The organism is Lelliottia sp. 489, from assembly GCF_050435885.1.
GTDB classification, from domain to species: domain Bacteria; phylum Pseudomonadota; class Gammaproteobacteria; order Enterobacterales; family Enterobacteriaceae; genus Enterobacter; species Enterobacter nimipressuralis.
The window spans coordinates 242,214-267,921 of record NZ_JBNDLC010000002.1 but is presented as its reverse complement, the minus strand read 5'-3'; the positions used below and the strand labels follow the sequence as shown (position 1 = coordinate 267,921).

At 54.7% G+C, this 25,708-nt stretch carries 21 protein-coding genes; 6 read left to right on the top strand and 15 right to left on the bottom strand.

The features are described 5' to 3' along the window. Window positions 1–3: 3 nt before the first annotated feature. The 5 genes from asnB to nagB all read right to left on the bottom strand — a co-directional run bounded on the left by asnB (window position 4) and on the right by nagB (window position 5,952). A complete protein-coding gene (gene asnB, locus ABIE11_RS09300) occupies window positions 4–1,668 on the bottom strand; it encodes an asparagine synthase B (protein ID WP_102104404.1) in 1,665 nt (554 codons plus the stop codon). 250 nt (window positions 1,669–1,918) lie between these two features. Beyond that, window positions 1,919–2,671: an HAD-IIA family hydrolase gene (locus ABIE11_RS09295; RefSeq protein WP_100777208.1), complete on the bottom strand. Its 753-nt coding sequence runs from the start codon at window positions 2,669–2,671 to the stop codon at window positions 1,919–1,921. A gap of 47 nt (window positions 2,672–2,718) precedes the next feature. Continuing rightward, window positions 2,719–3,939: a DNA-binding transcriptional regulator NagC gene (gene nagC / locus ABIE11_RS09290; RefSeq protein ID WP_100777207.1), complete on the bottom strand. Its 1,221-nt coding sequence runs from the start codon at window positions 3,937–3,939 to the stop codon at window positions 2,719–2,721. A gap of 8 nt (window positions 3,940–3,947) precedes the next feature. Further along, window positions 3,948–5,096 (bottom strand): N-acetylglucosamine-6-phosphate deacetylase, encoded by a 1,149-nt coding sequence (gene nagA, locus ABIE11_RS09285; protein ID WP_429184367.1) that lies wholly within the window; start codon window positions 5,094–5,096, stop codon window positions 3,948–3,950. A gap of 55 nt (window positions 5,097–5,151) precedes the next feature. Further along, entirely contained in the window at window positions 5,152–5,952 is an 801-nt protein-coding gene (nagB, locus tag ABIE11_RS09280) for a glucosamine-6-phosphate deaminase (RefSeq protein WP_100777205.1), read from the bottom strand. Between the two features lie 331 nt (window positions 5,953–6,283). On the opposite strand from nagB, the gene nagE reads away from it, so the two are divergent. The 4 genes from nagE to chiQ all read left to right on the top strand — a co-directional run bounded on the left by nagE (window position 6,284) and on the right by chiQ (window position 12,364). Beyond that, window positions 6,284–8,302: an N-acetylglucosamine-specific PTS transporter subunit IIBC gene (gene nagE / locus ABIE11_RS09275; protein WP_102104164.1), complete on the top strand. Its 2,019-nt coding sequence runs from the start codon at window positions 6,284–6,286 to the stop codon at window positions 8,300–8,302. A gap of 179 nt (window positions 8,303–8,481) precedes the next feature. After that, window positions 8,482–10,149, top strand: coding sequence for a glutamine--tRNA ligase (gene glnS / locus ABIE11_RS09270; protein WP_231276560.1), 1,668 nt, complete (start codon window positions 8,482–8,484; stop codon window positions 10,147–10,149). 441 nt (window positions 10,150–10,590) lie between these two features. Next, window positions 10,591–11,988, top strand: a complete 1,398-nt coding sequence (gene chiP / locus ABIE11_RS09265) for a chitoporin ChiP (protein ID WP_429184366.1) — start codon at window positions 10,591–10,593, stop codon at window positions 11,986–11,988. 46 nt (window positions 11,989–12,034) lie between these two features. Further along, entirely contained in the window at window positions 12,035–12,364 is a 330-nt protein-coding gene (chiQ, locus tag ABIE11_RS09260; RefSeq protein ID WP_100780751.1) for a ChiQ/YbfN family lipoprotein, read from the top strand. 106 nt (window positions 12,365–12,470) lie between these two features. Here chiQ and fur read toward each other — a convergent pair whose 3' ends face one another. From fur to ybfF, 4 genes are all read right to left on the bottom strand, one after another. Then, window positions 12,471–12,917, bottom strand: coding sequence for a ferric iron uptake transcriptional regulator (gene fur, locus ABIE11_RS09255; RefSeq protein WP_064325325.1), 447 nt, complete (start codon window positions 12,915–12,917; stop codon window positions 12,471–12,473). Window positions 12,918–13,211: 294 nt separating this feature from the next. Next, window positions 13,212–13,742 carry a flavodoxin FldA gene (fldA, locus tag ABIE11_RS09250; protein WP_429184365.1) on the bottom strand — a complete coding sequence of 177 codons (531 nt, stop codon included), beginning with the start codon at window positions 13,740–13,742 and terminating at the stop codon, window positions 13,212–13,214. Window positions 13,743–13,899: 157 nt separating this feature from the next. After that, window positions 13,900–14,187, bottom strand: a complete 288-nt coding sequence (ybfE, locus tag ABIE11_RS09245; protein WP_102104162.1) for a LexA regulated protein — start codon at window positions 14,185–14,187, stop codon at window positions 13,900–13,902. Window positions 14,188–14,315: 128 nt separating this feature from the next. Further along, window positions 14,316–15,089 (bottom strand): esterase, encoded by a 774-nt coding sequence (gene ybfF / locus ABIE11_RS09240; protein ID WP_429184364.1) that lies wholly within the window; start codon window positions 15,087–15,089, stop codon window positions 14,316–14,318. A gap of 183 nt (window positions 15,090–15,272) precedes the next feature. On the opposite strand from ybfF, the gene seqA reads away from it, so the two are divergent. Both seqA and pgm read left to right on the top strand, forming a co-directional pair. Next, window positions 15,273–15,815, top strand: a complete 543-nt coding sequence (gene seqA, locus ABIE11_RS09235; protein WP_100777197.1) for a replication initiation negative regulator SeqA — start codon at window positions 15,273–15,275, stop codon at window positions 15,813–15,815. 24 nt (window positions 15,816–15,839) lie between these two features. Continuing rightward, window positions 15,840–17,480: a phosphoglucomutase (alpha-D-glucose-1,6-bisphosphate-dependent) gene (pgm, locus tag ABIE11_RS09230; protein ID WP_100777196.1), complete on the top strand. Its 1,641-nt coding sequence runs from the start codon at window positions 15,840–15,842 to the stop codon at window positions 17,478–17,480. A gap of 126 nt (window positions 17,481–17,606) precedes the next feature. Here the strand turns inward: pgm and potE are convergent, their stop codons facing one another. The 6 genes from potE to kdpC all read right to left on the bottom strand — a co-directional run bounded on the left by potE (window position 17,607) and on the right by kdpC (window position 25,696). Next, on the bottom strand, window positions 17,607–18,923 hold the full coding sequence (gene potE, locus ABIE11_RS09225; protein WP_312155481.1) for a putrescine-ornithine antiporter: 1,317 nt from the start codon (window positions 18,921–18,923) through the stop codon (window positions 17,607–17,609). Beyond that, complete coding sequence (speF, locus tag ABIE11_RS09220; RefSeq protein ID WP_429184363.1) at window positions 18,920–21,118, bottom strand: ornithine decarboxylase SpeF; 2,199 nt, start codon at window positions 21,116–21,118, stop codon at window positions 18,920–18,922. The genes potE and speF overlap by 4 nt, the downstream gene beginning before the upstream one ends. Window positions 21,119–21,374: 256 nt before the next feature. Then, the gene (gene speFL, locus ABIE11_RS09215; RefSeq protein ID WP_106875989.1) at window positions 21,375–21,479 is read right to left on the bottom strand and encodes a leader peptide SpeFL; all 105 of its coding nucleotides are present in this window, start codon (window positions 21,477–21,479) and stop codon (window positions 21,375–21,377) included. Between the two features lie 279 nt (window positions 21,480–21,758). Further along, window positions 21,759–22,436, bottom strand: a complete 678-nt coding sequence (gene kdpE, locus ABIE11_RS09210; RefSeq protein WP_100777193.1) for a two-component system response regulator KdpE — start codon at window positions 22,434–22,436, stop codon at window positions 21,759–21,761. Beyond that, the gene (gene kdpD / locus ABIE11_RS09205; RefSeq protein WP_429184362.1) at window positions 22,433–25,120 is read right to left on the bottom strand and encodes a two-component system sensor histidine kinase KdpD; all 2,688 of its coding nucleotides are present in this window, start codon (window positions 25,118–25,120) and stop codon (window positions 22,433–22,435) included. Before kdpD ends, kdpE begins: the two co-directional genes overlap by 4 nt. Beyond that, window positions 25,121–25,696 carry a potassium-transporting ATPase subunit KdpC gene (gene kdpC, locus ABIE11_RS09200; RefSeq protein ID WP_409255543.1) on the bottom strand — a complete coding sequence of 192 codons (576 nt, stop codon included), beginning with the start codon at window positions 25,694–25,696 and terminating at the stop codon, window positions 25,121–25,123. Between the last annotated feature and the right edge of the window lie 12 nt (window positions 25,697–25,708).

Genomic DNA, 25,708 nt, shown 5'->3' with positions numbered 1-25,708 from the left:
CGATTACTTATAGGCCGACTGGTGAACCCCTACCGCGCGTCCTGATGGATCGTTCATGGATTTGAACGATTCATCCCACTCGATGGCTTTCGCTGAGGAGCAGGCCACTGACGGGCCGCCTGGCACACACTCTGCTGCGCTGGCGACCGGGAAAAGTTCTTCGAAGATTTCACGGTACAGATACGCTTCTTTCGAGCCAGGCGTGTTGTACGGGAAGCGGAAGCTGGCGGTCTCCAGTTGTTGATCGGAAACCTGCTTCGCCGCCACCTCTTTCAGGGTGTCGATCCAGCTGTAGCCCACGCCGTCGGAGAACTGCTCTTTCTGACGCCATGCGACGCTTGCCGGCAGGTAAGATTCGAAACATTCACGCAGGATATGTTTCTCCATTTTACCGTTGCCGCACATTTTATCCTGCGGGTTGATGCGCATGGCCACGTCGAGGAACGATTTATCGAGGAACGGCACGCGGGCCTCCACGCCCCAGGCAGACATCGCTTTGTTGGCGCGTGCGCAGTCAAACATATGCAGCGCCTGCAGTTTACGCACCGTCTCTTCGTGCAGCTCTTTGGCGTTTGGCGCTTTGTGGAAGTACAGATAACCGCCAAACACTTCGTCAGACCCTTCGCCCGACAGCACCATTTTAATGCCCATCGCTTTGATTTTACGCGACATCAGGTACATAGGAGTGGATGCGCGAATGGTGGTCACATCGTAGGTTTCGATGTGATAAATCACGTCGCGGATCGCGTCTAAACCTTCCTGCACGGTGAAGTGAATTTCATGGTGTACAGTACCCAGATGGTTTGCCACTTCCTGCGCGGCTTTCAGATCCGGTGCACCTTCCAGGCCTACGGCGAAGGAGTGCAGCTGCGGCCACCAGGCTTCAGAGCGCTCCCCGTCTTCCACGCGACGGGCAGCGAATTTTTTGGTGATCGCGGAGATCACGGAGGAGTCCAGACCGCCAGAAAGCAGCACGCCATAAGGCACGTCAGACATCAGGTGGCTTTTTACGGAATCTTCCAGCGCCTGACGCAGCGCGTTTTTGTCGGTGACGTTGTCTTTCACCGCGTCGAAATCGAACCAGTCGCGCTGGTAATACTGACGGATTTCGCCGTCTTTGCTCCACAGGTAGCTGCCTGCCGGGAACTCTTTAATGGTGCGGCAAACCGGGACCAGGGCTTTCATTTCAGAGGCGACGTAGAAGTTGCCGTGTTCGTCGTGACCCATATACAGCGGGATAATACCGATGTGGTCGCGGCCAATCAGATAGGCGTCTTTTTCGCTGTCGTACAGTGCGAAGGCAAACATGCCCTGCAGATCGTCCAGGAATTCGGGTCCTTTTTCCTGATACAGGGCAAGGATGACTTCGCAGTCGGAACCCGTCTGGAACGCGTAGCGATCGCCGTATTCTGCGCGCAGCGCCTGATGGTTGTAGATTTCACCGTTAACGGCCAGCGCGTGAGTTTTTTTCTCGTTATACAGCGGCTGGGCACCGGCGTTGACATCAACAATCGACAGACGTTCGTGAGCCAGAATCGCTTTATCGCTTGCGTACACGCCGGACCAGTCCGGGCCGCGGTGACGCATCAGGCGAGAAAGCTCCAGTGCTTTTTTACGCAGTTCGCCCGCGTCAGTCTTGATATCCAGTACGCCAAAAATTGAACACATAACCTTCTCCGTTAACCCTGTTGCAGTGTGATGTTGCTTGCTTATGAAAATGCCGCAAAACACGGTGCGCGCGCAAGACTTTTACGGGCAAAAACGCAAATAACGCAACAGTCATTGCTGAATGTTGAAAAAAGAGTATATCGTGAGCAGATTTATTGATGATTATGCAATGGATGGCGTTTTTTATTAGATGGCGTTGCGTTTTTAAGGCCTGAAAATGAGAAACCACGCTCAGCGGCGTGGTTTTTCGTCAGATAACGTCGATTTCAGCAACCGACGGGTAAATCCAGCTCGGCCTGAAAGGCATAGCGTCAATGTCATCCAGGGTGGAGACGCCCGAGAGCACAAGGATCGTTTCAAGCCCGGCCTGGAAACCGGCCAGAATATCCGTACGCAGGTTATCGCCGACGATCACCGTTTGCTCGGAGTGGGCCTGCATTTTGTTGAGCGCCGCGCGCACAATCCACGGGCTAGGTTTGCCTACCACGAAAGGTTTACGGCCAGAGATTTTCTCGATGCCCGCGCAGAGCGCGCCGCACGCCGGGTAATATCCGCGCCCGTGGGTATCCGGGTTGGTGGCAATAAAGCGCGCGCCTGTTGCCACAAAATAGGCGGCTTTGTGCATCATTTCCCAGTTAAATGAACGGGTCTCACCCACGATGACGAAATCCGGGTTGACATCGGTGATGGTGAATCCGGCTTTATACAGCTCATGGATCAGCGCGCCTTCCCCGACCACGTAAGCCTTTTTCCCTTCCTGACGTTTCAGGAAGTCGGCGGTCGCCATGGCGGAGGTGTAAAACACGCTGTCCGGCACGTCGACACCGGCGGTGGCGAAGCGGTTGGCCAGATCCTGGCCGGTCTGCGACGGATAGTTAGTCAGCAGAACCAGCGGCATTCCCTTTTCCAGAATACGGTTCAGAAACTCAGCGGCACCGGGCACCGCAACGTTATCGTGCATCAGCACGCCGTCAATATCACAAATCACATTCTGAATGGTCATGGACTACCTGGCATCTCAAAAAAAGAAGGCGTAACTATAAAGGGCTGTTAGCTTTCCAGCAAACGCTGGAGCAGCAGACCGTTAAGCATGGCGCGTTTCACCAGCGCAAAAGCACCAATGGCGGAGCGGTGATCGAGCGTCGAGCGCACGACGGGGAGGTTCTGGCGGAAGGCTTTCAGCGCCTGAGTATTGATGCAGCCTTCGATGGCCGGAAGCAGCACTTTTTCCGCTTCGGTAATTTCACCGGCAATCACCACTTTTTGCGGATTAAACAGGTTGATTGCGATGGCGATGGTTTTACCCAAGTGGCGGCCGACCTGCTCAATCACTTCGCAGGCAAGGGCGTCGCCTTTGTTGGCCGCTTTGCAGATAGTGTTGATCTTGCAATCATCCAGGGTGATACGGCTCTGATAGCCCTGTTCAAGCAGATGACGCACCCGGTGTTCAATCGCTGCATTGGCCGCGACCGTTTCCAGACAACCGAAATTACCGCAGTGGCAGCGCTCGCCGAGGGGGTCGACCTGAATATGGCCAATCTCACCAACGTTGCCGTTACGGCCAATGAAAATGCGGCCGTTGGAGATGATCCCGGCCCCGGTACCGCGGTGTACGCGCACCAGAATAGAGTCTTCGCAATCCTGACTCGCACCAAAGTAGTGCTCCGCCAGCGCCAGGCTACGAATATCGTGGCCGACATAACAGGTGACGTTGAAACGTTTTTCCAGCGCGCCGACCAGCCCCCAGTTTTCGACCGGGATATGGGGCATATAGCGAATCACGCCGCTCTCCGGGTCGACCAGACCTGGCAGGATCACTGAAATGGCGATCAGCTCGCGGATTTTACGCTGGCAGCTGTCAATAAACTGCGCGATGGTATTAAGCAGCGCGTGTTCAAGCGTCTCCTGAGTACGTTCGGGCAGGGGATAGTGCTCTTCCGCCACCACTTTGCTGCTCAGATCGTACAGGGTGAGCGTGGTGTCGTGACGGCCAAGACGTACGCCGATGGCGTGGAAATTGCGGGTTTCGGTAATGATGGAGATGGCGCGGCGGCCCCCGGTGGAGGCCTGCTGATCGACTTCTTTGATCAATCCGCGCTCAATCAGCTGACGCGTGATTTTGGTCACACTGGCGGGGGCAAGCTGGCTCTGTTCGGCGATCTGAATACGCGAGATTGGACCATGCTGGTCAATCAGGCGATAAACAGCCGCACTGTTGAGTTGTTTAACGAGGTCAACATTACCAATTTGAGCTTGTCCGCCAGATGTCATACTTTTACTTACTCAGTGACGACCTCGTTACCATTAACGATGGTCTTAATAATTTTATAATCGCGCGTGAAGGCGGTGAGGTTTGCCACCATGCCCGGTGCGATACCGCCCAGCTGTTTGTCCACGCCGATCGCGCGAGCCGGGTAGAGTGTTGCCATACGCAGCACTTCGTCCAGCGCAATGCCGCAATGTTCAACCAGGTTACGAACCCCTTCGATCATCGTCAGCGCAGAGCCGCTCAGCGTTCCGTTCTCATCTACGCACAGTCCATTGCGGTAGTATATTGTTTTACCAGCAAAAATGAACTGTTCAATATTTGCCCCTGCCGGTGCGGTAGCATCGGTGACCAGGCACAGCTTATCGCCTTTCAGGCGTTTCGCGTTGCGGATGTTGGTGTAGTCCACATGCAGGCCATCAGCAATAATGCCACAGTAAACGTCCGGCTCATCAAGAATCGCACCGACCAGCCCAGGTTCGCGGCCCGTAATGTACGGCATGGCATTATAAAGGTGCGTCGCAAAAGTAATGCCTGCGCGGAAACCGGTTTTCGCTTCGGCGAGTGTCGCATTGGAGTGGCCCGCAGAAACGACGATGCCTGACGCCGCCAGTTTGCTGATCACATCTGGCCCGGTCATTTCCGGTGCCAACGTGACTTTGGTGATCACATCGGCATTAGCGCACATGAAGTCGACCAGCTCGGGGTCTGGCTTGCGCACGTAATTCGGGTTGTGGGTGCCTTTCTTCACAATGTTCAGCCAGGGGCCTTCAAGGTGCAGACCCAGCGCCTGATGCGGATATTTCGCCAGGTATTCACGCATCACGCGGATACCTCGCTTCATCAGGTTGTCATCGGAAGTAATCAGCGTTGGCAGATAGCTGGTGCAGCCTGATTTCTCATTGGCTTTCTGCATGATCTCCAGCGTTTCAACCGTGACCGCCTCTGGCGTGTCATTGAACTGCACGCCGCCGCAGCCGTTAAGCTGGACGTCGATAAAACCGGGGGAGATGATTGCTCCATTGAGTGAGCGCTGTTCGATCTCTGGCGGTAATTCAGCCTGCGGGCAGACACGTTCAATCAGGCCATTGGCGATAACAATCGCATGGTCATCCAGAATTTCATGGCCGGTATAAATCCGACCGTGGGTTAAAGCGTACATAACGACCCCCGGTTTAAAAAATCGACCGCCTCTCAGGGAAGAGGCGGCTCATCAATTACAGACCTTTAATGTTTTCAGCTTCTAACTCGTTGAAGTATTTCAGCGTCTTCACTTTCAGTTCCATGGTAGACGGTTCATCGCACACCACAACGGCTTTCGGATGCAGCTGCAGGCAGCTGATGGTCCACATGTGGTTAACGTTGCCTTCAACGGCGGCTTGCAGTGCCTGTGCTTTCACATTACCCAGCACCAGAATCATCACTTCTTCGGCATCCAGCAGGGTGCCCACGCCAACGGTCAGGGCGTATTTTGGCACCTGGCTTACGTCGCCATCAAAGAAGCGAGAGTTTGCCACGCGGGTGTCATGGGTCAGGGTTTTAATACGGGTGCGAGACGCCAGAGAAGAGGCCGGTTCGTTGAACGCGATGTGACCGTCGTTGCCTACGCCGCCCATGAACAGGTTGATTTTGCCATAAGAGCGGATTTTTTCTTCGTACTGGCGGCATTCTGCGTCAATATCAGGCGCGTTGCCATTCAGCAGGTTAATATTTTCAGCTGGGATATCAACGTGATCAAAGAAATTACGGTGCATGAAGCTATGGTAGCTCTCCGGGTGCTCCTTCGGCAGGCCGACGTATTCGTCCATGTTGAAGGTGACAACGTGTTTGAAGCTAACCTGGCCTGATTTATGCATTTCGACCAGAGCTTTATACGCGGTCAGTGGTGTGCCACCGGTTGGCAGACCCAGAACGAAAGGACGATCGGCAGTAGGTTTGAACGCGTTGATGCGGTTAACGATATGGCGTGCAGCCCATTTACCGACTTGTTCAGCAGTCGCCAGGGGAATCAGTCTCATTGTTCACCTCTAAAGTTAAAGTTAAAAAAAGTGGGCGGATGGCGCGCCTTGACCTGAAATAAGCGTAACCTGGATCACGCGAGGCAGGGGGCAATCCGACTTGATTTTTTGAATGATAAAATAAGTTTTCACTGTTAGCCAGCAAAAGGGAGGGTTAATAACGATATTTGGTGACAAAACTCACAAAAAGTATGCATTTAATTTGCGATACGAATTAATTTTTCACACACTCAGAATGCCAGTGATTCATCAACTGTATTGATAAGTTAGTGACACAATAAAAAACAGCTGAGAACGTGCCTTAAACGGGGTCTCATAGGGGGAAGCACAAGTGAGTATTCTAGGTTATTTACAAAAGGTTGGTCGCGCACTGATGGTGCCGGTCGCCACGCTGCCGGCGGCAGCAATTCTGATGGGTGTGGGTTACTGGATTGACCCGGTTAGCTGGGGTGGTGATAACGCGCTTGCGGCGCTGTTCATCAAGTCCGGTTCCGCCATCATCGACAATATGTCTGTACTGTTTGCGATAGGTGTCGCTTATGGTATGTCCAAAGATAAAGACGGTGCAGCAGCACTGACCGGTTTTGTGGGCTTCCTCGTGTTGACCACACTCTGTTCTCCGGCCGCGGTTGCTATGATTCAGAAGATCCCGGTGGACCAGGTGCCTGCCGCGTTCGGTAAGATCAGCAACCAGTTCGTCGGTATCCTGGTGGGTATCATCTCTGCGGAACTGTACAACCGCTTCAGCGGCGTTGAGCTGCCGAAGGCGCTGTCGTTCTTCAGCGGTCGTCGTCTGGTGCCGATTCTGACCTCCTTCGTGATGATCGCCGTGGCGTTCATTCTGATGTACGTCTGGCCGGTGATCTTCGACGGTCTGGTGAACTTCGGTGAACACATTCAGAAACTCGGCTCTGCAGGGGCGGGTATCTACGCGTTCTTCAACCGTCTGCTGATTCCGGTCGGTCTGCACCACGCGCTGAACTCTGTGTTCTGGTTTGACGTTGCAGGTATTAACGATATCCCTAACTTCCTCGGCGGCGCACAGTCCATCGAAGCAGGTAAAGCGGTTGTCGGTATCACAGGTCGTTACCAGGCGGGCTTCTTCCCGATTATGATGTTCGGTCTGCCGGGTGCAGCGCTGGCCATCTACCACTGCGCACGTCCAGAGAACAAAGCAAAAGTTCTGGGTATCATGATGGCGGGCGCATTCGCGGCCTTCTTCACAGGTATCACCGAGCCGCTGGAATTCTCCTTCATGTTCGTGGCACCGGTTCTGTACGTTATCCACGCAGTGCTGACCGGTATCTCCGTATTCATCGCCGCATCAATGCACTGGATTGCAGGCTTCGGCTTCAGTGCGGGTCTGGTGGATATGGTTCTCTCTTCCCGTAACCCGCTGGCCACGCACTGGTGGATGCTGATCCCTCAGGGTCTGGTGTTCTTCGTGATTTACTACGTGGTGTTCCGCTTCACTATCACCAAATTCAACCTGATGACTCCTGGTCGCGAACTGGCTGTTGCCGGTAGCGAAGCAGATGGTCAGGACGTGAATGTGAGCGGTGACAAAGAGCAGGATGTTGCAGGTCTGGCGCGTCAGTACATCGCCGCTGTGGGCGGTTCTGACAACCTGACCGGTATCGACGCCTGTATCACGCGTCTGCGCCTGAGCGTCAAAGATTCTTCTCTGGTTAACGAAGCACTGGCAAAACGTCTCGGCGCATCCGGTGTGATTCGTCTGAACAAAACCAGCGTGCAGATTATCGTGGGCTTCGTGGCAGAAAAAATCGCTAACGCCATGAAAACCACTGGCCCGGTAGCCGCTTCAGAAGCTGCACCTGTCGCCGCTGCCCCCGCTGCTGCTAAACCGCAGGCTGTTCCTAATGCCACCACCATCGCCGCGCTGGTTTCTCCAGTCACCGGTGAAGTGGTTGCCCTGGAGCAGGTTCCTGATGAAGCGTTCGCCAGCAAAGCTGTCGGCGACGGCGTAGCCGTGAAGCCAACGGAAAAAACCGTGGTCTCTCCAGCAGCCGGTACCATCGTGAAAATCTTCAACACGAACCATGCGTTCTGCCTCGAAACCGAGAAAGGCGCTGAGATCGTAGTCCACATGGGTATCGACACCGTTGCCCTGGGCGGTAAAGGCTTCACGCGTCTGGTCGAAGAGGGTGCCGAAGTGGTGGCAGGTCAGCCGATTCTGGAAATGGATCTGGACTTCCTGAACGCCAATGCACGCTCCATGATCAGCCCGGTTGTTTGCAGCAATATCGACGACTTTAGCGGTCTGGTTCTCCAGGCGAAAGGTCAGGTTGTTGCCGGTCAAACGCCACTGTATGAGATTAAAGGCAAGTAATCGCTCCTGAGTAGAGTCATGCCTTAAGCGGCGGGGGATATCCTCCGCCGCTTTTTTTTGCAGCAATCCTCCCCAATATTCACTTCAAAGCCGTTTTTTGCATAACTAAAGGTTGTCACTACGTCCTGCTTATAAGATCATATGCCGTTATACGTTGTTTACGCTTTGAGGAATCCACGATGAGTGAGGCTGAAGCCCGCCCGAGTAACTTTATTCGCCAGATCATCGATGAAGATCTGGCCAGTGGTAAGCACACCACAGTTCATACCCGTTTCCCGCCGGAGCCAAACGGCTACCTGCATATTGGGCATGCGAAATCTATCTGTCTGAACTTCGGCATTGCGCAAGATTACCAGGGCCAGTGCAACCTGCGTTTCGATGACACCAACCCGGTAAAAGAAGACATCGAATACGTTGAGTCCATTAAGAACGACGTGCAATGGTTAGGCTTCAGCTGGTCTGGCGATATCTGCTACTCCTCGGACTATTTTGATCAGCTGCACGCCTACGCGATTGAACTGATCAACAAAGGCCTGGCCTACGTTGATGAGCTGTCTGCAGATGAAATCCGCGAATACCGTGGCTCGCTGACTGCGCCGGGCAAAAACAGCCCGTTCCGCGATCGCAGCGTCGAAGAGAACCTCGCACTGTTCGAAAAAATGCGTGCCGGTGGCTTCGAGGAAGGTAAAGCCTGTCTGCGTGCGAAAATAGATATGGCATCGCCGTTCATCGTGATGCGCGATCCGGTGCTGTATCGCATTAAATTTGCCGAACACCACCAGACCGGCAACAAGTGGTGCATCTACCCGATGTACGACTTCACCCACTGCATCAGCGATGCGCTGGAAGGCATTACGCACTCTCTGTGTACGCTGGAATTCCAGGACAACCGTCGCTTGTACGACTGGGTGCTGGATAACATCACCATTCCTGTGCATCCGCGTCAGTACGAGTTCTCTCGTCTGAATCTGGAGTACACCGTGATGTCCAAGCGTAAGCTGAACCTGCTGGTGACTGACAAGCACGTTGAAGGCTGGGATGACCCGCGTATGCCGACCATCTCCGGTCTGCGTCGTCGCGGCTACACGGCGGCCTCTATTCGCGAGTTCATCAAACGTATCGGCGTGACCAAGCAGGACAACACCATTGAGATGGCCTCTCTGGAGTCCTGTATTCGCGAAGATCTGAACGAAAACGCCCCGCGCGCAATGGCGGTTATCGATCCCGTTAAACTGGTCATCGAAAACTACCCGCAGGGTGAAAGCGAGCAGGTCACTATGCCTAACCATCCGAGCAAGCCGGAAATGGGCAGCCGTGAAGTGCCGTTCAGCGCGGAGATCTGGATCGATCGCGCCGACTTCCGTGAAGAAGCGAACAAGCAGTACAAACGTCTGGTGCTGGGCAAAGAAGTTCGCCTGCGCAACGCGTACGTGATCAAAGCTGAGCGCGTAGAAAAAGACGCTGAAGGCAACATCACGACCATCTACTGCACTTACGACGCCGAGACCCTGAGCAAGGATCCGGCGGACGGACGCAAAGTGAAGGGCGTCATTCACTGGGTCAGCGCGGCACACGCACTGCCGGTTGAAATTCGTCTTTACGATCGTCTGTTCAGCGTTCCTAATCCAGGCGCAGCAGAGGATTTCCTGGCGACCATCAACCAGGAATCATTGGTCATTAAACAGGGCTATGCAGAACCTTCCCTGAAAACGGCCGAAGCAGGTAAAGCGTATCAGTTCGAGCGTGAAGGTTACTTCTGCCTCGACAGCCGTTATGCAACCGCTACCAAACTGGTGTTTAACCGTACCGTCGGTTTGCGTGACACCTGGGCCAAGATTGGCGAGTAAGCCTGGTCAATGAGAGACAAACGCCGCATAACGCGGCGTTTTTTTTGCTTATCGATCATGCTTTTACTTTTCGCGTCTATTTTTAACATTAAATTTACACGTCAATGAGCTGCTACTTATTTTTTTTAATAAAGTTTCGCGTAACGTGAAATAAGCGAAATTAAAGTATGTAAGCGCTATCAATTATCATTACCTACTGAATTTAACCATTTTTTTCTGATTAAGCCTTGTCCCGAGTGATATGTTTCAAATCACTACCAATTATGTGCACTTCGTCATAATCCTGCATTTTGCCCACTGAAAAGCATTGATAATTCGCGTCGCGAAAAATAGTCTAAAGGCGGTAGTTAATTCGAGGGTATTACAGACTACCCCTGACCATTTGGTCTTTTAGATTTTTCGCCGTTTAAGGCGCTTTTATTCGTCAAAGAGGAACAATCTATGCGTACGTTCAGTGGCAAACGTAGTGCGCTGGCGCTGGCTATCGCCGGTGTGACAGCAGTGTCGGGATTTATCGCGGCTCCGCAGGCTCAGGCAGCAGGCTTTATTGATGATTCAACGCTCACGGGCGGTATTTATTACTGGCAACGTGAACGTGACCGTAAAGACGTCACCGAAAACAAATATAAAACAAACCTTTCTCACTCCACCTGGAACGCCAACCTGGATTTCCAGTCCGGTTATGCCGCTGATATGTTTGGCCTGGATATTGCCGCGTTTACTGCCATTGAAATGGCGGAAAACGGCGATAGCGCACACCCGAACGAAATCGCATTCTCCTCCAGTAATAAAGCTTACAAAGAAGACTGGTCGGGCGATAAGAGCGGTATAAGCCTGTATAAAGCGGCGGCCAAATTTAAATACGGTCCGGTATGGGCGCGCGGCGGTTATATTCAGCCAACCGGCCAGACTCTGTTAGCACCGCACTGGAGCTTCATGCCGGGTACTTACCAGGGCGCAGAAGCCGGGGCGAACTTTGATTATGGCGACGCTGGTGCGTTGAGCTTCTCGTACATGTGGACCAACGAGTACAAAGCGCCGTGGCACATCGAGATGGACAAGTTCTACCAGAACGATAAAAAGACGCGGGTGGAATATCTGCACTCACTCGGCGCGAAATATGACTTCAAAAATGATCTGGTACTGGAAGCGGCATTCGGTCAGGCAGAAGGTTACGTCGATCAGTACTTCGCCAAAGCCAGCTACAAATTCGATATCGTTGGCGGCCCGCTGACCACCAGCTATCAGTTCTACGGTACGCGGGACAAAGTCAGCGATGGCGGCGTAAACGATCTGTATGACGGCACCGCATGGCTGCAGGCTCTGACCTTCGGCTACAAAATTGGTCAGGTAGATTTACGCCTTGAAGGAACTTACGTTAAAGCGGAAGGGCAGCAGGGCTATTTCCTGCAGCGTATGACCCCAACCTACGCCTCGTCTAACGGTCGTCTGGATATCTGGTGGGATAACCGTTCTGACTTCAACGCCGACGGCGAAAAAGCGCTCTTCTTCGGCGCGATGTATGACCTTAAAAACTGGAATCTGCCGGGCTGGGCGGTGGGCGCATCTTACGCCTACGCATGGGACGCGAAGCCAGCTGACATGGCGACGCCAGATGCTTACTACGATCCAAACTATCGTCTGAAAGAGTCTTCATACAGCCTGGATGCAATGTATACCCTGCAGGATGGTCGCGCCAAAGGCACCATGTTCAAACTGCACTTCACGCAATACGACAACCACTCCGATATTCCGAGCTACTCGGGCGGTTACGGCAACATCTTCCAGGATGAGCGTGACGTGAAATTCATGGTTATCGCACCTTTCACCATCTTCTGATGAACGATCTGGCGGGATCACTCCCGCCGGAATGGAGACCGACATGTTGAAGAAAATCGCATTCGTTGCTGTGCTGGCCGCAGGACTGACCGCCTGCGCACAACCTCAGGCACAGAAAGAAGATTCTCGCCTGAAAGAGGCTTACAGCACCTGCATTAACACCGCTGAAGGCTCGCCGGAAAAAATCGAAGCCTGTCAGAGCGTACTGACGGTGCTGAAGAAAGAGAAAGCCCATGAGCAGTTCGCGACGCAGGAAAACATCCGCGTGATGGATTATCAGGCCTGCATTCAGGCGCGTAAAACCGGTAACGATCAGGAAGTGGCAAAACGTTGCGATCAGATCTGGAAAGAGATTCGCAGTAACAACGCACAGTAATTCGTTGTATTCAGCGCCCGGCCGCGAAAGCTTGCTGGGCGTTTTTGCATTTATTGCAGGCAAAAAAAAAGCCAACCGTCAGGTTGGCTCAGAGTTTGTAACACGATTATTTGGTATCGTGTGCGTGCTCGTTTTCGCGGCAATCGCCTTCAGCACAATGACCATACAGGTACAGGCTGTGGTTGGTCAGACGGATGCCATGTCGGGTGGCGATTTCACGTTGACGTGCTTCGATAGAGTCATCGCTGAATTCAATCACCTTGCCACAGTCGAGGCAAATCAGGTGATCGTGATGATGCTGTTGCGTCAGTTCAAAAACGGATTTACCGCCTTCGAAATTATGGCGGGTGACAATCCCGGCGTCATCGAACTGGTTCAGAACGCGGTATACGGTCGCCAGTCCAATCTCTTCGCCCATGTCGATCAGACGTTTGTATAAGTCTTCCGCACTGACGTGATGGTTGTCCGGCCCTTGCAGAACTTCCAGGATTTTTAAACGAGGAAGCGTAACTTTCAGGCCAGCCTTCTTTAATGCGGTATTGTTGTCAGTCATGCGGAATCTGTCCTGTTGCTAAACGATTCACTTCCTTAGAAGAAGTGACAGAAAATGCAGTTGGGATAATGCGTCTCATTATAGAACTGCCATGCCTAAATGAAAACTGCAAGTCTCAAGCAAAGTATGCTTATAAAAACGTGGTATCACCAACAAACTTGTTGGATGGCATCCACTTTAACCCGGGGACATTGTACAGGTATGAACACGAAAGTTAAAAATTTGTAGCAATTATTTTAATCGGTATTATCTATCAATGAGGTGCAACGTAGTAAGTTGCACCTCATCACTGCATTATGCGTTCAGGATGTCGTCGAGGTGCAGCTCTTCGCGGATCTGTTTTACCCACTTGTCGACGCGCTCAGCGGTCAGTTCTGGCTGACGGTCTTCGTCGATAGCCAGACCGACAAAGTGGTCGTCATCGGCCAGGCCTTTAGAGGCTTCGAAATGATAACCCGCCGTTGGCCAGTGACCGACGATTGCCGCGCCGCGCGGTTCAATGATGTCGCGGATGGTGCCCAGTGCATCACAGAAGTATTCCGCGTAGTCTTCCTGGTCACCGCAGCCGAAGAGGGCAACGAGTTTACCGTTGAAATCCACGTCTTCCAGCGTCGGGAAGAAATCATCCCAGTCACACTGTGCTTCGCCGTAGTACCAGGTTGGAATGCCAAGCAGCAGAATATCGTAACCTTCGAGATCCTCTTTGCTGCTCTTAGCAATGTCATGTACGTCGGCAACGTCTTTACCAAGCTGTTTTTGAATGTTTTTTGCGATGTTTTCGGTATTACCGGTATCGCTGCCGAAGAAAATGCCGATGATTGCCATGAGTAAAATAACCTCTTGAAACTTAATGGTATGGTGGCGCAAATTGTCCACGGATAAGGGCAATCATAGCAGAACAGAGAAGTCTGCGGAAACAGCTATCACGCGGGACTGCACTCTGTGCTACATGAAAGGGACAATTGAGGGGATTTTCAGACGATCACCTGGTGCTGCGCCATGCCTGAAGCTGCGCCATTAGCATCTCTTCAATCAGCTCGCTGCGGCTGATCTCGCGGGCATCGGCCAGTTCACTTAAGGCGTCGGCGGCCTCCGCGTTGAGTTTCAGCTCGACGCGTTTAAGCCCACGACTTTTGTCGCGTTTCAGCTGATTGCGCTTATTGATGCGCAACTGTTCATCACGCGAAAGCGGATTGGTTTTTGGTCGTCCCGGTCGACGTTCAGTCGCGAACAGATCTAGTGTCGTGCGGTCCGTTTGTTCTTTGGCCATGATTCAGAGACTTCGGGGAAAACGAGCGGCCCTGCTATTGCCGGGGCGATGAGCGCGACATCATACATCACGGATACCTGCACGCCAACGACTGGTAGCCTGCGGGCAACCGGTCGCTGGCTTTTTAATCAAATCGCTTTATCAGAGAGATAGCGACGGATCGCCCGCAGCACGGCTTCGGGTTTTTCAGCGTGAACCCAGTGCCCGGCTCCGGCAATCACATGCGCACGCGCCTGTGGGAATTGCGCCAGCAGCGTATCGCGATAGGCGTCGGTGACGTACGGAGAATTGCCGCCGCGAATAAACAGGGTAGGGTGTGGCCAGGCCGGAACGGTCTGCCAGCCGACAATCTGAGGATACTGATCCCACAGCACCGGCACATTAAACCGCCATGCGCCATCGACGAAAGATTTCAGCAGGAACTGCACCACGCCTTCTTCATCCAGATGTTCACGCATGATGGCTGCGGCCTGCTGGCGTGTAGACACGCCGGCCTCGGTCACGGCATTAATCGCCGCAAAGATCTCGTCGTGGCGACGCACGTCATAATCCACCGGGGCGACATCAATCACCACCAGCTGATCGATACGCTCCGGTGCCAGCGCCGTCATGGCCATCACCGCTTTGCCGCCCATGGAATGGCCAATCAGCGTCGCTTTTTCAATCTGATTCGCATCGAGAGTATCCAGCAGATCCTGGGCCATCGCGCTGTAAGTCATCTCCGGGCTGCGCTCGGAAAGCCCGTGGTTACGCATATCCACCTGCAAAATATCGCGATCGGCCACCAGATCGCGGGCCAGAACGCCCAGATTATCCAGGCTGCCAAAGAGGCCATGAACCAGTACGATGGGAGAATTATTGTTCGGCGATTGTGCAGATTGCGCTCGGCTATTCAATTTCATGGCAAAGTTCTTTTTTTACGTATGTCAGGTTAGGGTATTATGTTGACCATTCTGCCGCCCGGCTGCAAGGTTCCAGTTTAATCTGACTTTTGCCGCCACCCAGGTTTGACCCTATCCGCGGTTGGGATTAGCCCTTATAATCCCAACGACTTGTATTCAGATAAGATATTGCACTGGATTAAGATGAAAACAATCGAAGTTGATGATGAGCTCTATCAGTATATTGCCAGCCACACGCGACATATTGGCGAGAGTGCATCAGACATTTTACGGCGCATGCTGAAATTTTCCGCCGCCTCACAGCCTGCAACTCCGGTTTCTAAAGAGGTTCGTCAGCCAAATGTGGTCGCGGAAGCGAAAACAGTGGCTCCGGTGAAAGACAAAGTACGCGCGGTGCGTGAACTGCTGCTTTCCGACGAATACGCCGAGCAGAAAAAAGCGGTTAACCGCTTTATGCTGGTGCTGTCTACACTCTATTCACTGGATAACAAAGCGTTTGCTGAAGCCACTGATTCGCTTCATGGCCGTACCCGCGTCTACTTCGCGGGCGACGAACAGACGCTGCTTGCCAACGGCAATCAAACCAAACCTAAACATGTCCCTGGTACGCCGTACTGGGTGATCACCAATACCAACACCGGACGCAAATGCAGCATGGTCGAACACATCATGCAGTCGATGCAATTCCCGGCGGAATTGATTGAAAAGGTTTGCGGTACCATTTAACCCTTGCACAGGAAGGACCAGGCAATGGCAAATCACGATCGTGCGGGTCAGCCTGCACAACAAAGCGATTTGATTAACGTCGCTCAACTCACCGCGCAGTACTACGTACTGAAGCCGGAAGTGGGCAACGCAGAACACGCAGTGAAGTTTGGTACGTCTGGCCACCGCGGCAGCGCGGCGCGCCATAGCTTTAACGAACCGCATATTCTGGCCATTGCTCAGGCCATCGCGGAAGAGCGCGCTAAAAATGGCGTTACCGGTCCGTGCTATGTCGGGAAAGACACCCACGCGCTGTCCGAACCGGCGTTCATTTCCGTGCTGGAAGTGCTGGCGGCAAACGGTGTGGATGTCATCGTGCAGGAAGACAACGGCTTCACCCCGACGCCTGCGGTCTCAAACGCGATTCTGGTGCACAACAAAAAAGGTGGCGCGCAGGCTGACGGTATCGTCATCACCCCTTCGCACAACCCGCCGGACGATGGCGGTATCAAATACAATCCACCCAACGGTGGCCCGGCTGATACCAATGTCACCAAAGTGGTCGAAGACCGCGCCAACGCGCTGCTGGCTGACGGCCTGAAAGGCGTAAAACGTATCTCTCTGGATGCGGCGATGGCTTCCGGTCACGTGAAAGAGCTGGATCTGGTTCAGCCGTTCATCGAAGGGCTGGCCGATATCGTTGATATCGCCGCGATTCAGAAAGCGGGCCTGAAGCTGGGCGTGGATCCGCTCGGCGGTTCCGGTATCGAATACTGGAAGCGCATTGCCGAATTCTACAAGCTGGATCTGACTATCGTTAACGATCAGGTCGATCAGACGTTCCGCTTTATGCACCTCGATAAAGATGGCGCAATCCGCATGGACTGCTCCTCCGAGTGCGCGATGGCGGGTCTGCTGGCCCTGCGCGATAAGTTCGATCTGGCCTTTGCCAACGACCCGGACTATGACCGCCACGGTATCGTTACTCCTGCGGGCCTGATGAATCCGAACCACTACCTGGCTGTGGCGATTAACTATCTGTTCCAGCATCGCCCACAGTGGGGTAAAGAGGTGGCTGTCGGTAAAACGCTGGTCTCCTCCGCGATGATTGACCGCGTGGTGAACGATCTGGGCCGTAAGCTGGTGGAAGTGCCAGTGGGCTTCAAATGGTTCGTTGACGGTCTGCACGACGGCAGCTTTGGTTTTGGCGGCGAAGAGAGCGCGGGTGCATCCTTCCTGCGTTTCGACGGTACGCCGTGGTCGACGGATAAAGACGGGATCATCATGTGCCTGCTGGCCGCGGAAATCACCGCCGTCACCGGCAAAAACCCGCAGGAGCACTACAACGAGCTGGCGGCTCGCTTTGGTGCGCCAAGCTATAACCGTATTCAGGCCGGTGCGACCTCCGCACAGAAAGCCGCGCTGTCTAAGCTCTCTCCAGAGATGGTGAGCGCTAACACGCTGGCAGGCGACCCGATCACCGCACGTCTGACGGCGGCACCCGGTAACGGTGCGTCAATCGGCGGTCTGAAAGTGATGACAGATAACGGCTGGTTCGCCGCGCGTCCGTCCGGTACGGAAGATGCGTACAAAATCTACTGCGAAAGCTTCCTCGGCGACGAACACCGTAAGCTGATTGAAAAAGAAGCGGTTGAGATTGTGAGTGAAGTGCTGAAGAACGCGTAAGTCTGCGGTCTGATACCCTTAGCCGACAAGCGTGAGGGAAACATTAAAACGGCAACCTCGGTTGCCGTTTTGCTTTTACCTCGCAGGCCCGGTGAGCAGTAAGGCCCCCGGGCTTTTTTGTCGCTCTTAGCTGTGCTTATTCTTCAGCTCAAATCTTGGCGACACCAGACCGTACAACGTCCAGCCCATAAACGTCACCATCGCCCCGTACAGCATCGCTTCCTGGCCGGAAGAGTAGAGTGCATAGAAGCTGTATATCGCCCCAACCAGCGCCACGAAATTCGCAATCTTCGCTTTGCGGGGATCGACATTCGCCATTTTCTGGATAATCACCAGTGCGGCCATCGACAGAATGTACGGAATAATGTTGGTCACCACCGCCAGGTTCACCAGCACGTTGAACTGGCTATTCAGCGACGGGCTAATGGTCATCAGCGACAACCCACTCTGGAAAATGACAATCGCCAGCATCCCCTGAATCGGTGCGTCGGACTTGCTGACGCGGGAGAAGATTTTCGGAAAATATCCGGAGTCGGCAGAGGATTTAAACACCTGCGCAATGGTGAACTGCCAGCCGAGCAGCGAACCGCAGCAGGACATCACCATCAGGCCCATGATCACTTTCCCGACTTCCGGCGTGAACATCTGCGCAAACGCCAGGCCAAACGGCGCGGTCGAATTCGCCAGATCCATGTTTGGCACAATCCCGGCAATCACGTTGGTGGAGACGATGTAAATCACCGCAGCCCCCAGCGTCCCGCCCAGTACCGCGATCGGCACGTTGCGTTCCGGGTTTTCCACCACCTCGGCGTTCGCACAGGCCGATTCCAGCCCAAGGAAAGCCCACAGCGTCATGGCGATGGAGGAACCGACCGCCGCGAAGAACGGCACGTGGTGCGGGTTCCAGGAGTTGGCGTACAGCGTCGGACTAAACCAGAACCAGCCGATAATGCACAGACCCACCACCGGGATGATCACCCCCCAGACGGTGATACTGCTGATCTGCCCGGTGATACGGGCGCCGCCGAAGTTAGCGACGGTACACAGCCACAGCACGCCGATGGTCGCGATACCGATCTGCACCGGGCTCAGGGCGACGCCGAACAGCTCGGTGCCGTACCCGACCGCCGAAATCGCAATCGCGACGTTAGCGATCAGCAGCGACACACCGTAGGTATAGTTGGCCATAAAATTGCCCGACTTGCCGAAGGCATACTCTGCGTAACCGCCCATCCCGCCGGACTTACGGCTGAACATCCCGCATTTGGCGAAAGCCCACGCCAGCGCCATCGAGCCAACGGCGGTCACCAGCCAGGAGATAATTGAGATGGTACCGACTTCGGCGAGTTTGGTCGGGAGCATAATAATCCCCGAGCCCATCATATTGACCATGGTCAGGACGGTGAGCTGCACCACGCCCATCTTGTTGGATTTTTTAGTCATAGTGTTTCCCCTTTCAGCAGCGCGGGCTGGGCGGCTGGCTGCTTAATCACGTAACAGCGAACCTGTTTGCGCCCGTCGCACTCTTCGACGTACACACCCTGGAGTTCCGGCGCGAAGCCCGGCAGAAGGTTAATCCCTTCTTCCAGCGCCGTGAAATAGCGCAGAACCGCGTCGCCCCACACTTCCCCCGGGACCACGCACAGCACGCCCGGTGGGTAAGGGAGCGCGCCTTCCGCGGCAATACGGCCTTCTGCATCGCGCAGAGAGACCAGCTCCACTTCGCCGCGCAGATAGGCGTAGTTCGCCGCCTGCGGGTTCATTTTCACTTGCGGGAAATGCGCCTTGCGGAACATCTCTTTTTGCAGCTGTTTCACGTTGTGGCGGGCGTAAAGGTCATGCATCTCCTGGCAAATCTGGCGCAGAGAGTAACCGGCGTAGCGCTCAGGATGCTGCTTGTAGAGGGACGGCAGCACCTCTTTCAGCGGCGCATCGGTTTCCAGCAGCTTCTCGAAACGCACCAGTTGAGCGATCAGTTGCTGCAACTTGCCCATGTCTTCGGCAGGCGTCAGCAGGAACAGGATGGAGTTGAGATCGCATTTTTCCGGGACGATGCCGTTTTCACGCAGGAAGTTGGCGAGGATGGTGGCCGGTACGCCGAAATCGTCGTATTCCCCGGTACGGGCGTTGATGCCGGGTGTGGTCAGCAGGAGTTTGCACGGATCGATAAAATACTGATGCTCAGCGTAACCTTCGAAGGCATGCCAGTTTTCACCCGGCACAAAATGGAAGAAGCGAAGATCCGTGGAGATCTCTGCCGTCGGCCAGCTTTCCCACGGCTTGCCATCTACCGTTTCAGGCACAAACGGGCGGATGAACTGGCAGTTTTGTAGGATCAGCTTGCGCGCTTCGATTCCGTTCACCACGCAGTCCATCCACATGTTGCGTCCGCTCTGGCCCTCATGCATGCGGGCGTTGATGTCCAGCGCGGCAAACAGCGGATAGAACGGGCTGGTGGAGGCGTGCATCATGAAAGCGTTGTTCAGACGTTTGTGCGGAACGTAGCGCTGCTGGCCTTTGATATGGCTGTCTTTTTTGTGGATCTGCGAGGTCTGGGAGAAGCCAGCCTGCTGCTTATGCACCGACTGAGTGACCAGAATCCCCGGATCGTTCTCGTTCAGCTCCAGCAGCAGCGGGGAGCAATCTGCCATCATGGGAATAAACTGCTCGTAGCCGACCCACGCCGAGTCAAACAGGATGTAGTCGCACAGATGACCAATCTTATCGACCACCTGACGGGCGTTGTAGATGGTGCCATCGTAGGTGCCGAGCTGAATGACCGCCAGGCGGAACGGACGCTGATCGCGCATCCGGGCCGGAGCCACTTCGGCCACCAGCTCGCGCAGATAATTCTCTTCGAAGCAATGGGCGTCAATCCCGCCGATAAAGCCGTACGGGTTGCGAGCGGTTTCCAGATAGACCGGCGTTGCACCGGCCTGCAGCAGCGCGCCGTGATGGTTAGATTTATGGTTGTTACGGTCAAACAGCACCAGATCGCCCGGCGTCAGCAGAGCGTTCAGCACCACTTTGTTGGACGACGACGTGCCGTTCAGCACGAAGTAGGTCTTATCGGCGTTAAACACTTTCGCCGCATGTTTTTGTGCCGTACAGGGTGCACCTTCGTGAATGAGCAGATCGCCCATCGCCACGTCGGCATTGCACAGGTCAGAGCGGAACAGCGTCTCGCCAAAGAAATCGACAAATTGATTACCGGCAGGGTGACGGCGGAAGAACTGACCGCCCTGATGCCCCGGGCAATCAAAGGCGCTGTTACCCTGTTTCACGTAATCTACCAGCGCGCGGAAGAACGGCGGGCGCAGCTGAGTTTCATACTTCAGCGCGGCGGCTTCCAGCTGGCGTCCGTAGAAATCGTTGCTGGTGTCGTTGCACTCAAATACGCCGTGAATGCGCGGTAAATATTCGGCCGGAACCATCTCTTCTTTATGAGTCGCGATAAATACCGGAATTCCAAAACCGGTGGCTTCTATTTCTTCAATGGTGCCATTAAAAATATCGCCGACGGCCAGTACTACGGCTGCCACATCAATATAATCGGTCGCACTGGCATCGACCATTTCCCGAGTGGTGGTGAAGCAGTCCGGGCAAGCGCGGCTGGCAGCGATTTTTAGCATTTTCATATTTATCTCTTTATTTTAGGCAATATTTGTCCTTCGACTTCGTATAAATAAGAAATCGAAATAGTCCGGAAAAAAAAGCAAAGAGGAGCCGCTGATAAAAAATCAGTGAATTGCTTTTTGATGAGTTAAATCCCAGGCCGTCCGGAAACGGAATAGACAGGATTTAAGGAAAATGAGCGCAGCGCCCACAGGCAAATGCCTGTAAGTCAGGGTGTTTCAGGAAAACCTGTAAGCAGTCGCGCCCTGGGTCGAAGGACTACCGGGCGTTGAAGAAGTGAAAGTCAAAGCTATTGCGGTGGGCGAACATCATAATATGCGTTGTTCGCCTTATATGCGGCATTAAACGATTATTGTTTTCCATGACTGTTTTTCCTTTCAGTAATTGAAAGCAAGGCCATTTTATCCATGAAAAGGCAGCAAACCGTGAAGAAGATCACCAATAACCGATCAAATCAGAAATAAATATTCGTTTTGCGTGAATAGAGCAGTGCATAACGCTGCATTGTATTAATAATGTTAATACAATGTATTCTTGGTGTGTTTATTTAATTTAAAGTGGGAGGGAATACGTGTTTTCGTAATAATTAAAAAGGCAGAAATATGTTGTGTTAATTTAATTGAGTTAATTCTGAATAGTTATTCAAAGCATAAACCGATAACCGATACCGGTTTCAGTTAATAAATGGCGGGGGCGAGCGGGGTCAGCCTCAAGTTTTTGACGAAGGTGGCCCATATATATGCGTAAATAATGACTATGCTCAACGGCGTTCGGTCCCCAGACCTGATTAAGCAGCTGACGCTGGGTCAGCACTTTGCCGTGATTGTTAAGCAGCACGGCCAGCAGGCGAAACTCAATCGGGGTGAGGTGGATCTCTTGGGTACCGCGCAGAATTCGACGGGCAGGCAGATCGACCTGGATATCTGAAAAGGTAAACACCGGATCGGACGGCGTCGTCGCACTGTGGCGGCGCAGCGCCACGCGCAGGCGAGCCTGAAGTTCACCAATACCAAAAGGTTTGCTGAGATAGTCATCGGCCCCGGCGTCCAGCGCCGCAATTTTATCCGTCTCTTCAGCGCGGGCAGAGAGCACAATGATGGGCATTTGGCTCCACTGGCGCACTTCGCGGATAAAATCGAGACCGTCGCCGTCGGGGAGGCCTAAATCGAGGATCACCAGGTCGGGTTTGCGGGTGGCCGCTTCGATAAGTCCGCGCTGTAATGTCCCGGCGTCATACACGCGCAAGCCGTCTCCCTCCAGCGCAGCGCGCAGGAAACGGCTAATGGCGAGTTCGTCTTCAACAATCAGGACGTTAATCACAAATCCTCGGGTAATTCATTCATTTCTGGCGGGACATCCAGCGGAAGTGTAACACAAAAACAGGCACCTCCTTCCGGTCGGTTGTGGGCGGTAATGGTTCCGCCGTGCACATCGACAATCGCCTGACAGATGGCCAGCCCAAGCCCGACACCGGGAATGGCCGACTCTTTATTCCCGCGCGCAAACTTCTCAAAAATCGCGTTTTCCTGACCGGACGGAATGCCCGGCCCGTCGTCCCACACTTCAAGGCGCAGTGCCTGATGCGCGACGCCCGCCGTTAAACCAATTTCCGCTTTTGCGCCCGCGTATTTCGCCGCATTCTCCAGCAGATTAATCAGCACCCGCTCGAACAGCGGCCCGTCTACGTGGATCAGCGTGAGCGGTTCAGGCATGTCGAGGGTGATATGGCGACCGCCCAGCCCTGGCTCCAGCATTTGTAACGCGCTGCCGACCACCTCTTCCAGCGTCAGCCACTCTTTTTTAAGGTTAAACCCACCGGACTGAATACGCGCCATATCGAGCAAATTATTCACCAGCCGGGTGGTATTGAGCACGTGCTGGCGGATCTCGCTGGCCTGCAGAGCGTGAGGGGAATTCTCCGCCGCCAGATCGAGGGTCAGGATCTCCGACTGACCAAACAGCACTGTCAGCGGCGTGCGCAGATCGTGAGAGAGCGCCGCCAGCAGGGAGTTGCGAATACTTTCGCGCTCGCTCGCCAGCCGCGCTTGCTCTTCGCTGGTGGTCAGGGCCAGACGCTCCAGCGCGCTGGCAACCAGCAGGGTAAAGGTTTCCAGCAGACGCTGCTGTTCCGGGATCATCAGCTGTCGCAGATTCGACGGCTCAACAATCACCAGCCCCAGGGTTTTGTCGGCGCTGCGCAGGGGGAGAATCAGATAGGGCACACCGGGTAGCGTATCGGTTCCGGCACCGGCGGGCAGCCCTTTGTCAAAACTCCAGCGGGTGATGGCTTCATCCCACGGCGTCATGCCGTTGGCGGAGGTGAGCGGGCGCAGTTTTCCGTGCTCGTCCGGGAGCAAAATCAGGCTGCTGGCCTGGAACGTGGAGCGAATAAACTGCTCGCTGGTCTGGACGATATCCAGCGGCGTGCGCCCGACGGCGAGCGATTTCGACATCTCATACAGATGGCGCGTGCGCTGTTCGCGGTAGCGGGCGATACGCGCCTGGTAGCGAACGCCCGCGGTGAGATTACCAATCACCAGCCCGACGGTCAGCATCACGGCAAACGTCAGAATGTACTGCACATCCGACACCGCCAGCGTGCCGCGCGGGGCGATGAAGAAGAGGTCAAAGCTGGCGACGTTAATGATCGTCGCCAGTACCGACGGCCAGCGCCCGTAGAGCAAAGCCACCACCACCACACCGAGCAGATAGACCATCACCAGGTTGGCGGCGTCAAAGGCAATCAGCCATTGGCTGGCGACAATGGTGATCAGGGCGCAAAGCACCGTCGCCACCAGGCAGCCTCTGAGCTGGATGCGCCATTTATCGCCAAAGCTGCGGGCGTCAGGCGTGCGGCTGGGAAGGGGGGCCGGTTTTTCGTCGAGCGCGACAATCACCAGATCCAGATCCGGCGCGCGTTTCGCCAGTTTGTCAGCGAAAGATTCGCGGCTAAACCTGCGGCGATGCTGACGGCGCCCGATGACGATTTTGCCGAGATTATGTTCCCTGGCGTAGCGCAGGATGGCTTTATCTTCTGCCGGATCGGACAGGGTAGCGGTCTCTGCGCCTAACTCCTGGGCGAGGCGCAGGGCGCTGAGGATAGCGCGCCGCTGGTTTTCCGGCAGGGCGTGCAGGTGTGGGGTTTCGACGTAAACCGCATGCCAGGCGCTGCCGAATTTTGCCGCCAGCCGCGCGGCGGTACGCACCAGTTTCTCGTTGCCGCCGCTGTGCCCGATGCAGAGCAAAATAGCGTCGCGGGTATGCCAGACGCGGTCCTGCCCCTGTCGGTCGCGCCAGGCGCGCATCTGATCGTCCACCCGATCGGCGGTGCGCCGCAGCGCCAGCTCGCGCAGGGCAATCAGGTTCCCTTTACGGAAAAAGTGCTCGATAGCGCGTTCGGCCTGCCCGGCGATATAGACTTTGCCCTCGTGGAGGCGCTGGCGCAAATCGTCCGGGGGGAGATCGACCAGCACTACTTCATCGGCGGAATCAAAAAAGGGATCGGGGACGGTTTCGCGCACCTGAATGCCGGTGACGCCGCTGACCACGTCGTTCAGGCTTTCCAGATGCTGCACGTTAACGGTGGTAAAGACGTCGATACCCGCTTCCAGCAGCTCTTCGACATCCTGCCAGCGCTTGGGATGACGCGAGCCTGGCGCATTACTGTGCGCCAGTTCGTCCATCAGAATTAATGCCGGACGGCGGGCGAGGGCGGCGTCGAGATCAAACTCGGAGACCAGACGGCTACGATGGCTGATGCGACGCGCCGGCTGCGTCGCCAGCCCCTCCAGCAGCGCCGCCGTCTCTTTGCGCCCGTGAGTTTCCACCACGCCGATGAGAATATCCAGCCCCTGCGCCCGCAAACGCTGCGCCTCGGTTAGCATGGCGTAGGTTTTCCCGACGCCCGCGCAGGCGCCGAAAAACACTTTTAATTTGCCGCGATGCGCTTCAGCGGTCTGCTCAAGCAGCCGATCCGGATTCGGGCGCAGGGGCTCGTCGGTCATTTAGTTTTTCCTTAGCGCGTCCAGCGCCAGATTCAGCTCAACAATATTTACGACCGGCATGCCGATAAAGCTGACCAGCGGTTTTTGCGTGTGCTCAGCAACCAGCTTGCTGACCTGGTCAGTGGTCAGCCCGCGCGCGGCGGCCACGCGCGGGATTTGCCACGTCACAGCGGCGGGCGTCAGGCTATAATCCAGCCCGCTGGACGAAGCGGTGACCAGTTCAACGGGCACCGTCGGGTTCGCCTGCGGGTTAGCCGCGCGCAGGGCGCTGACGCGTTCACTCACGGCTTTATCCAGTTCAGGATTACTTCCTGCCAGGTTGCTGCCACCCGATGCCATTGGATTATACGGGGTTTCAGCGGTGGCGGAAGGACGCCCCTGAAAGTAGCGGGCATCGGTAAAGTTCTGCCCGATCAGGCGCGAACCGCGGCTCTCACCGTTTTGCATAATCAGCGAGCCGTTGGCCTGATCCTTAAACCACCACTGGCCCAGCGCGGTGGTCACCAGCGGGTAAAGCCCACCGGTAATCAGCGACAGCAGAATAAACAGAAGTATAGCGGGACGTAACATAGTCATTTGATTTCTCTC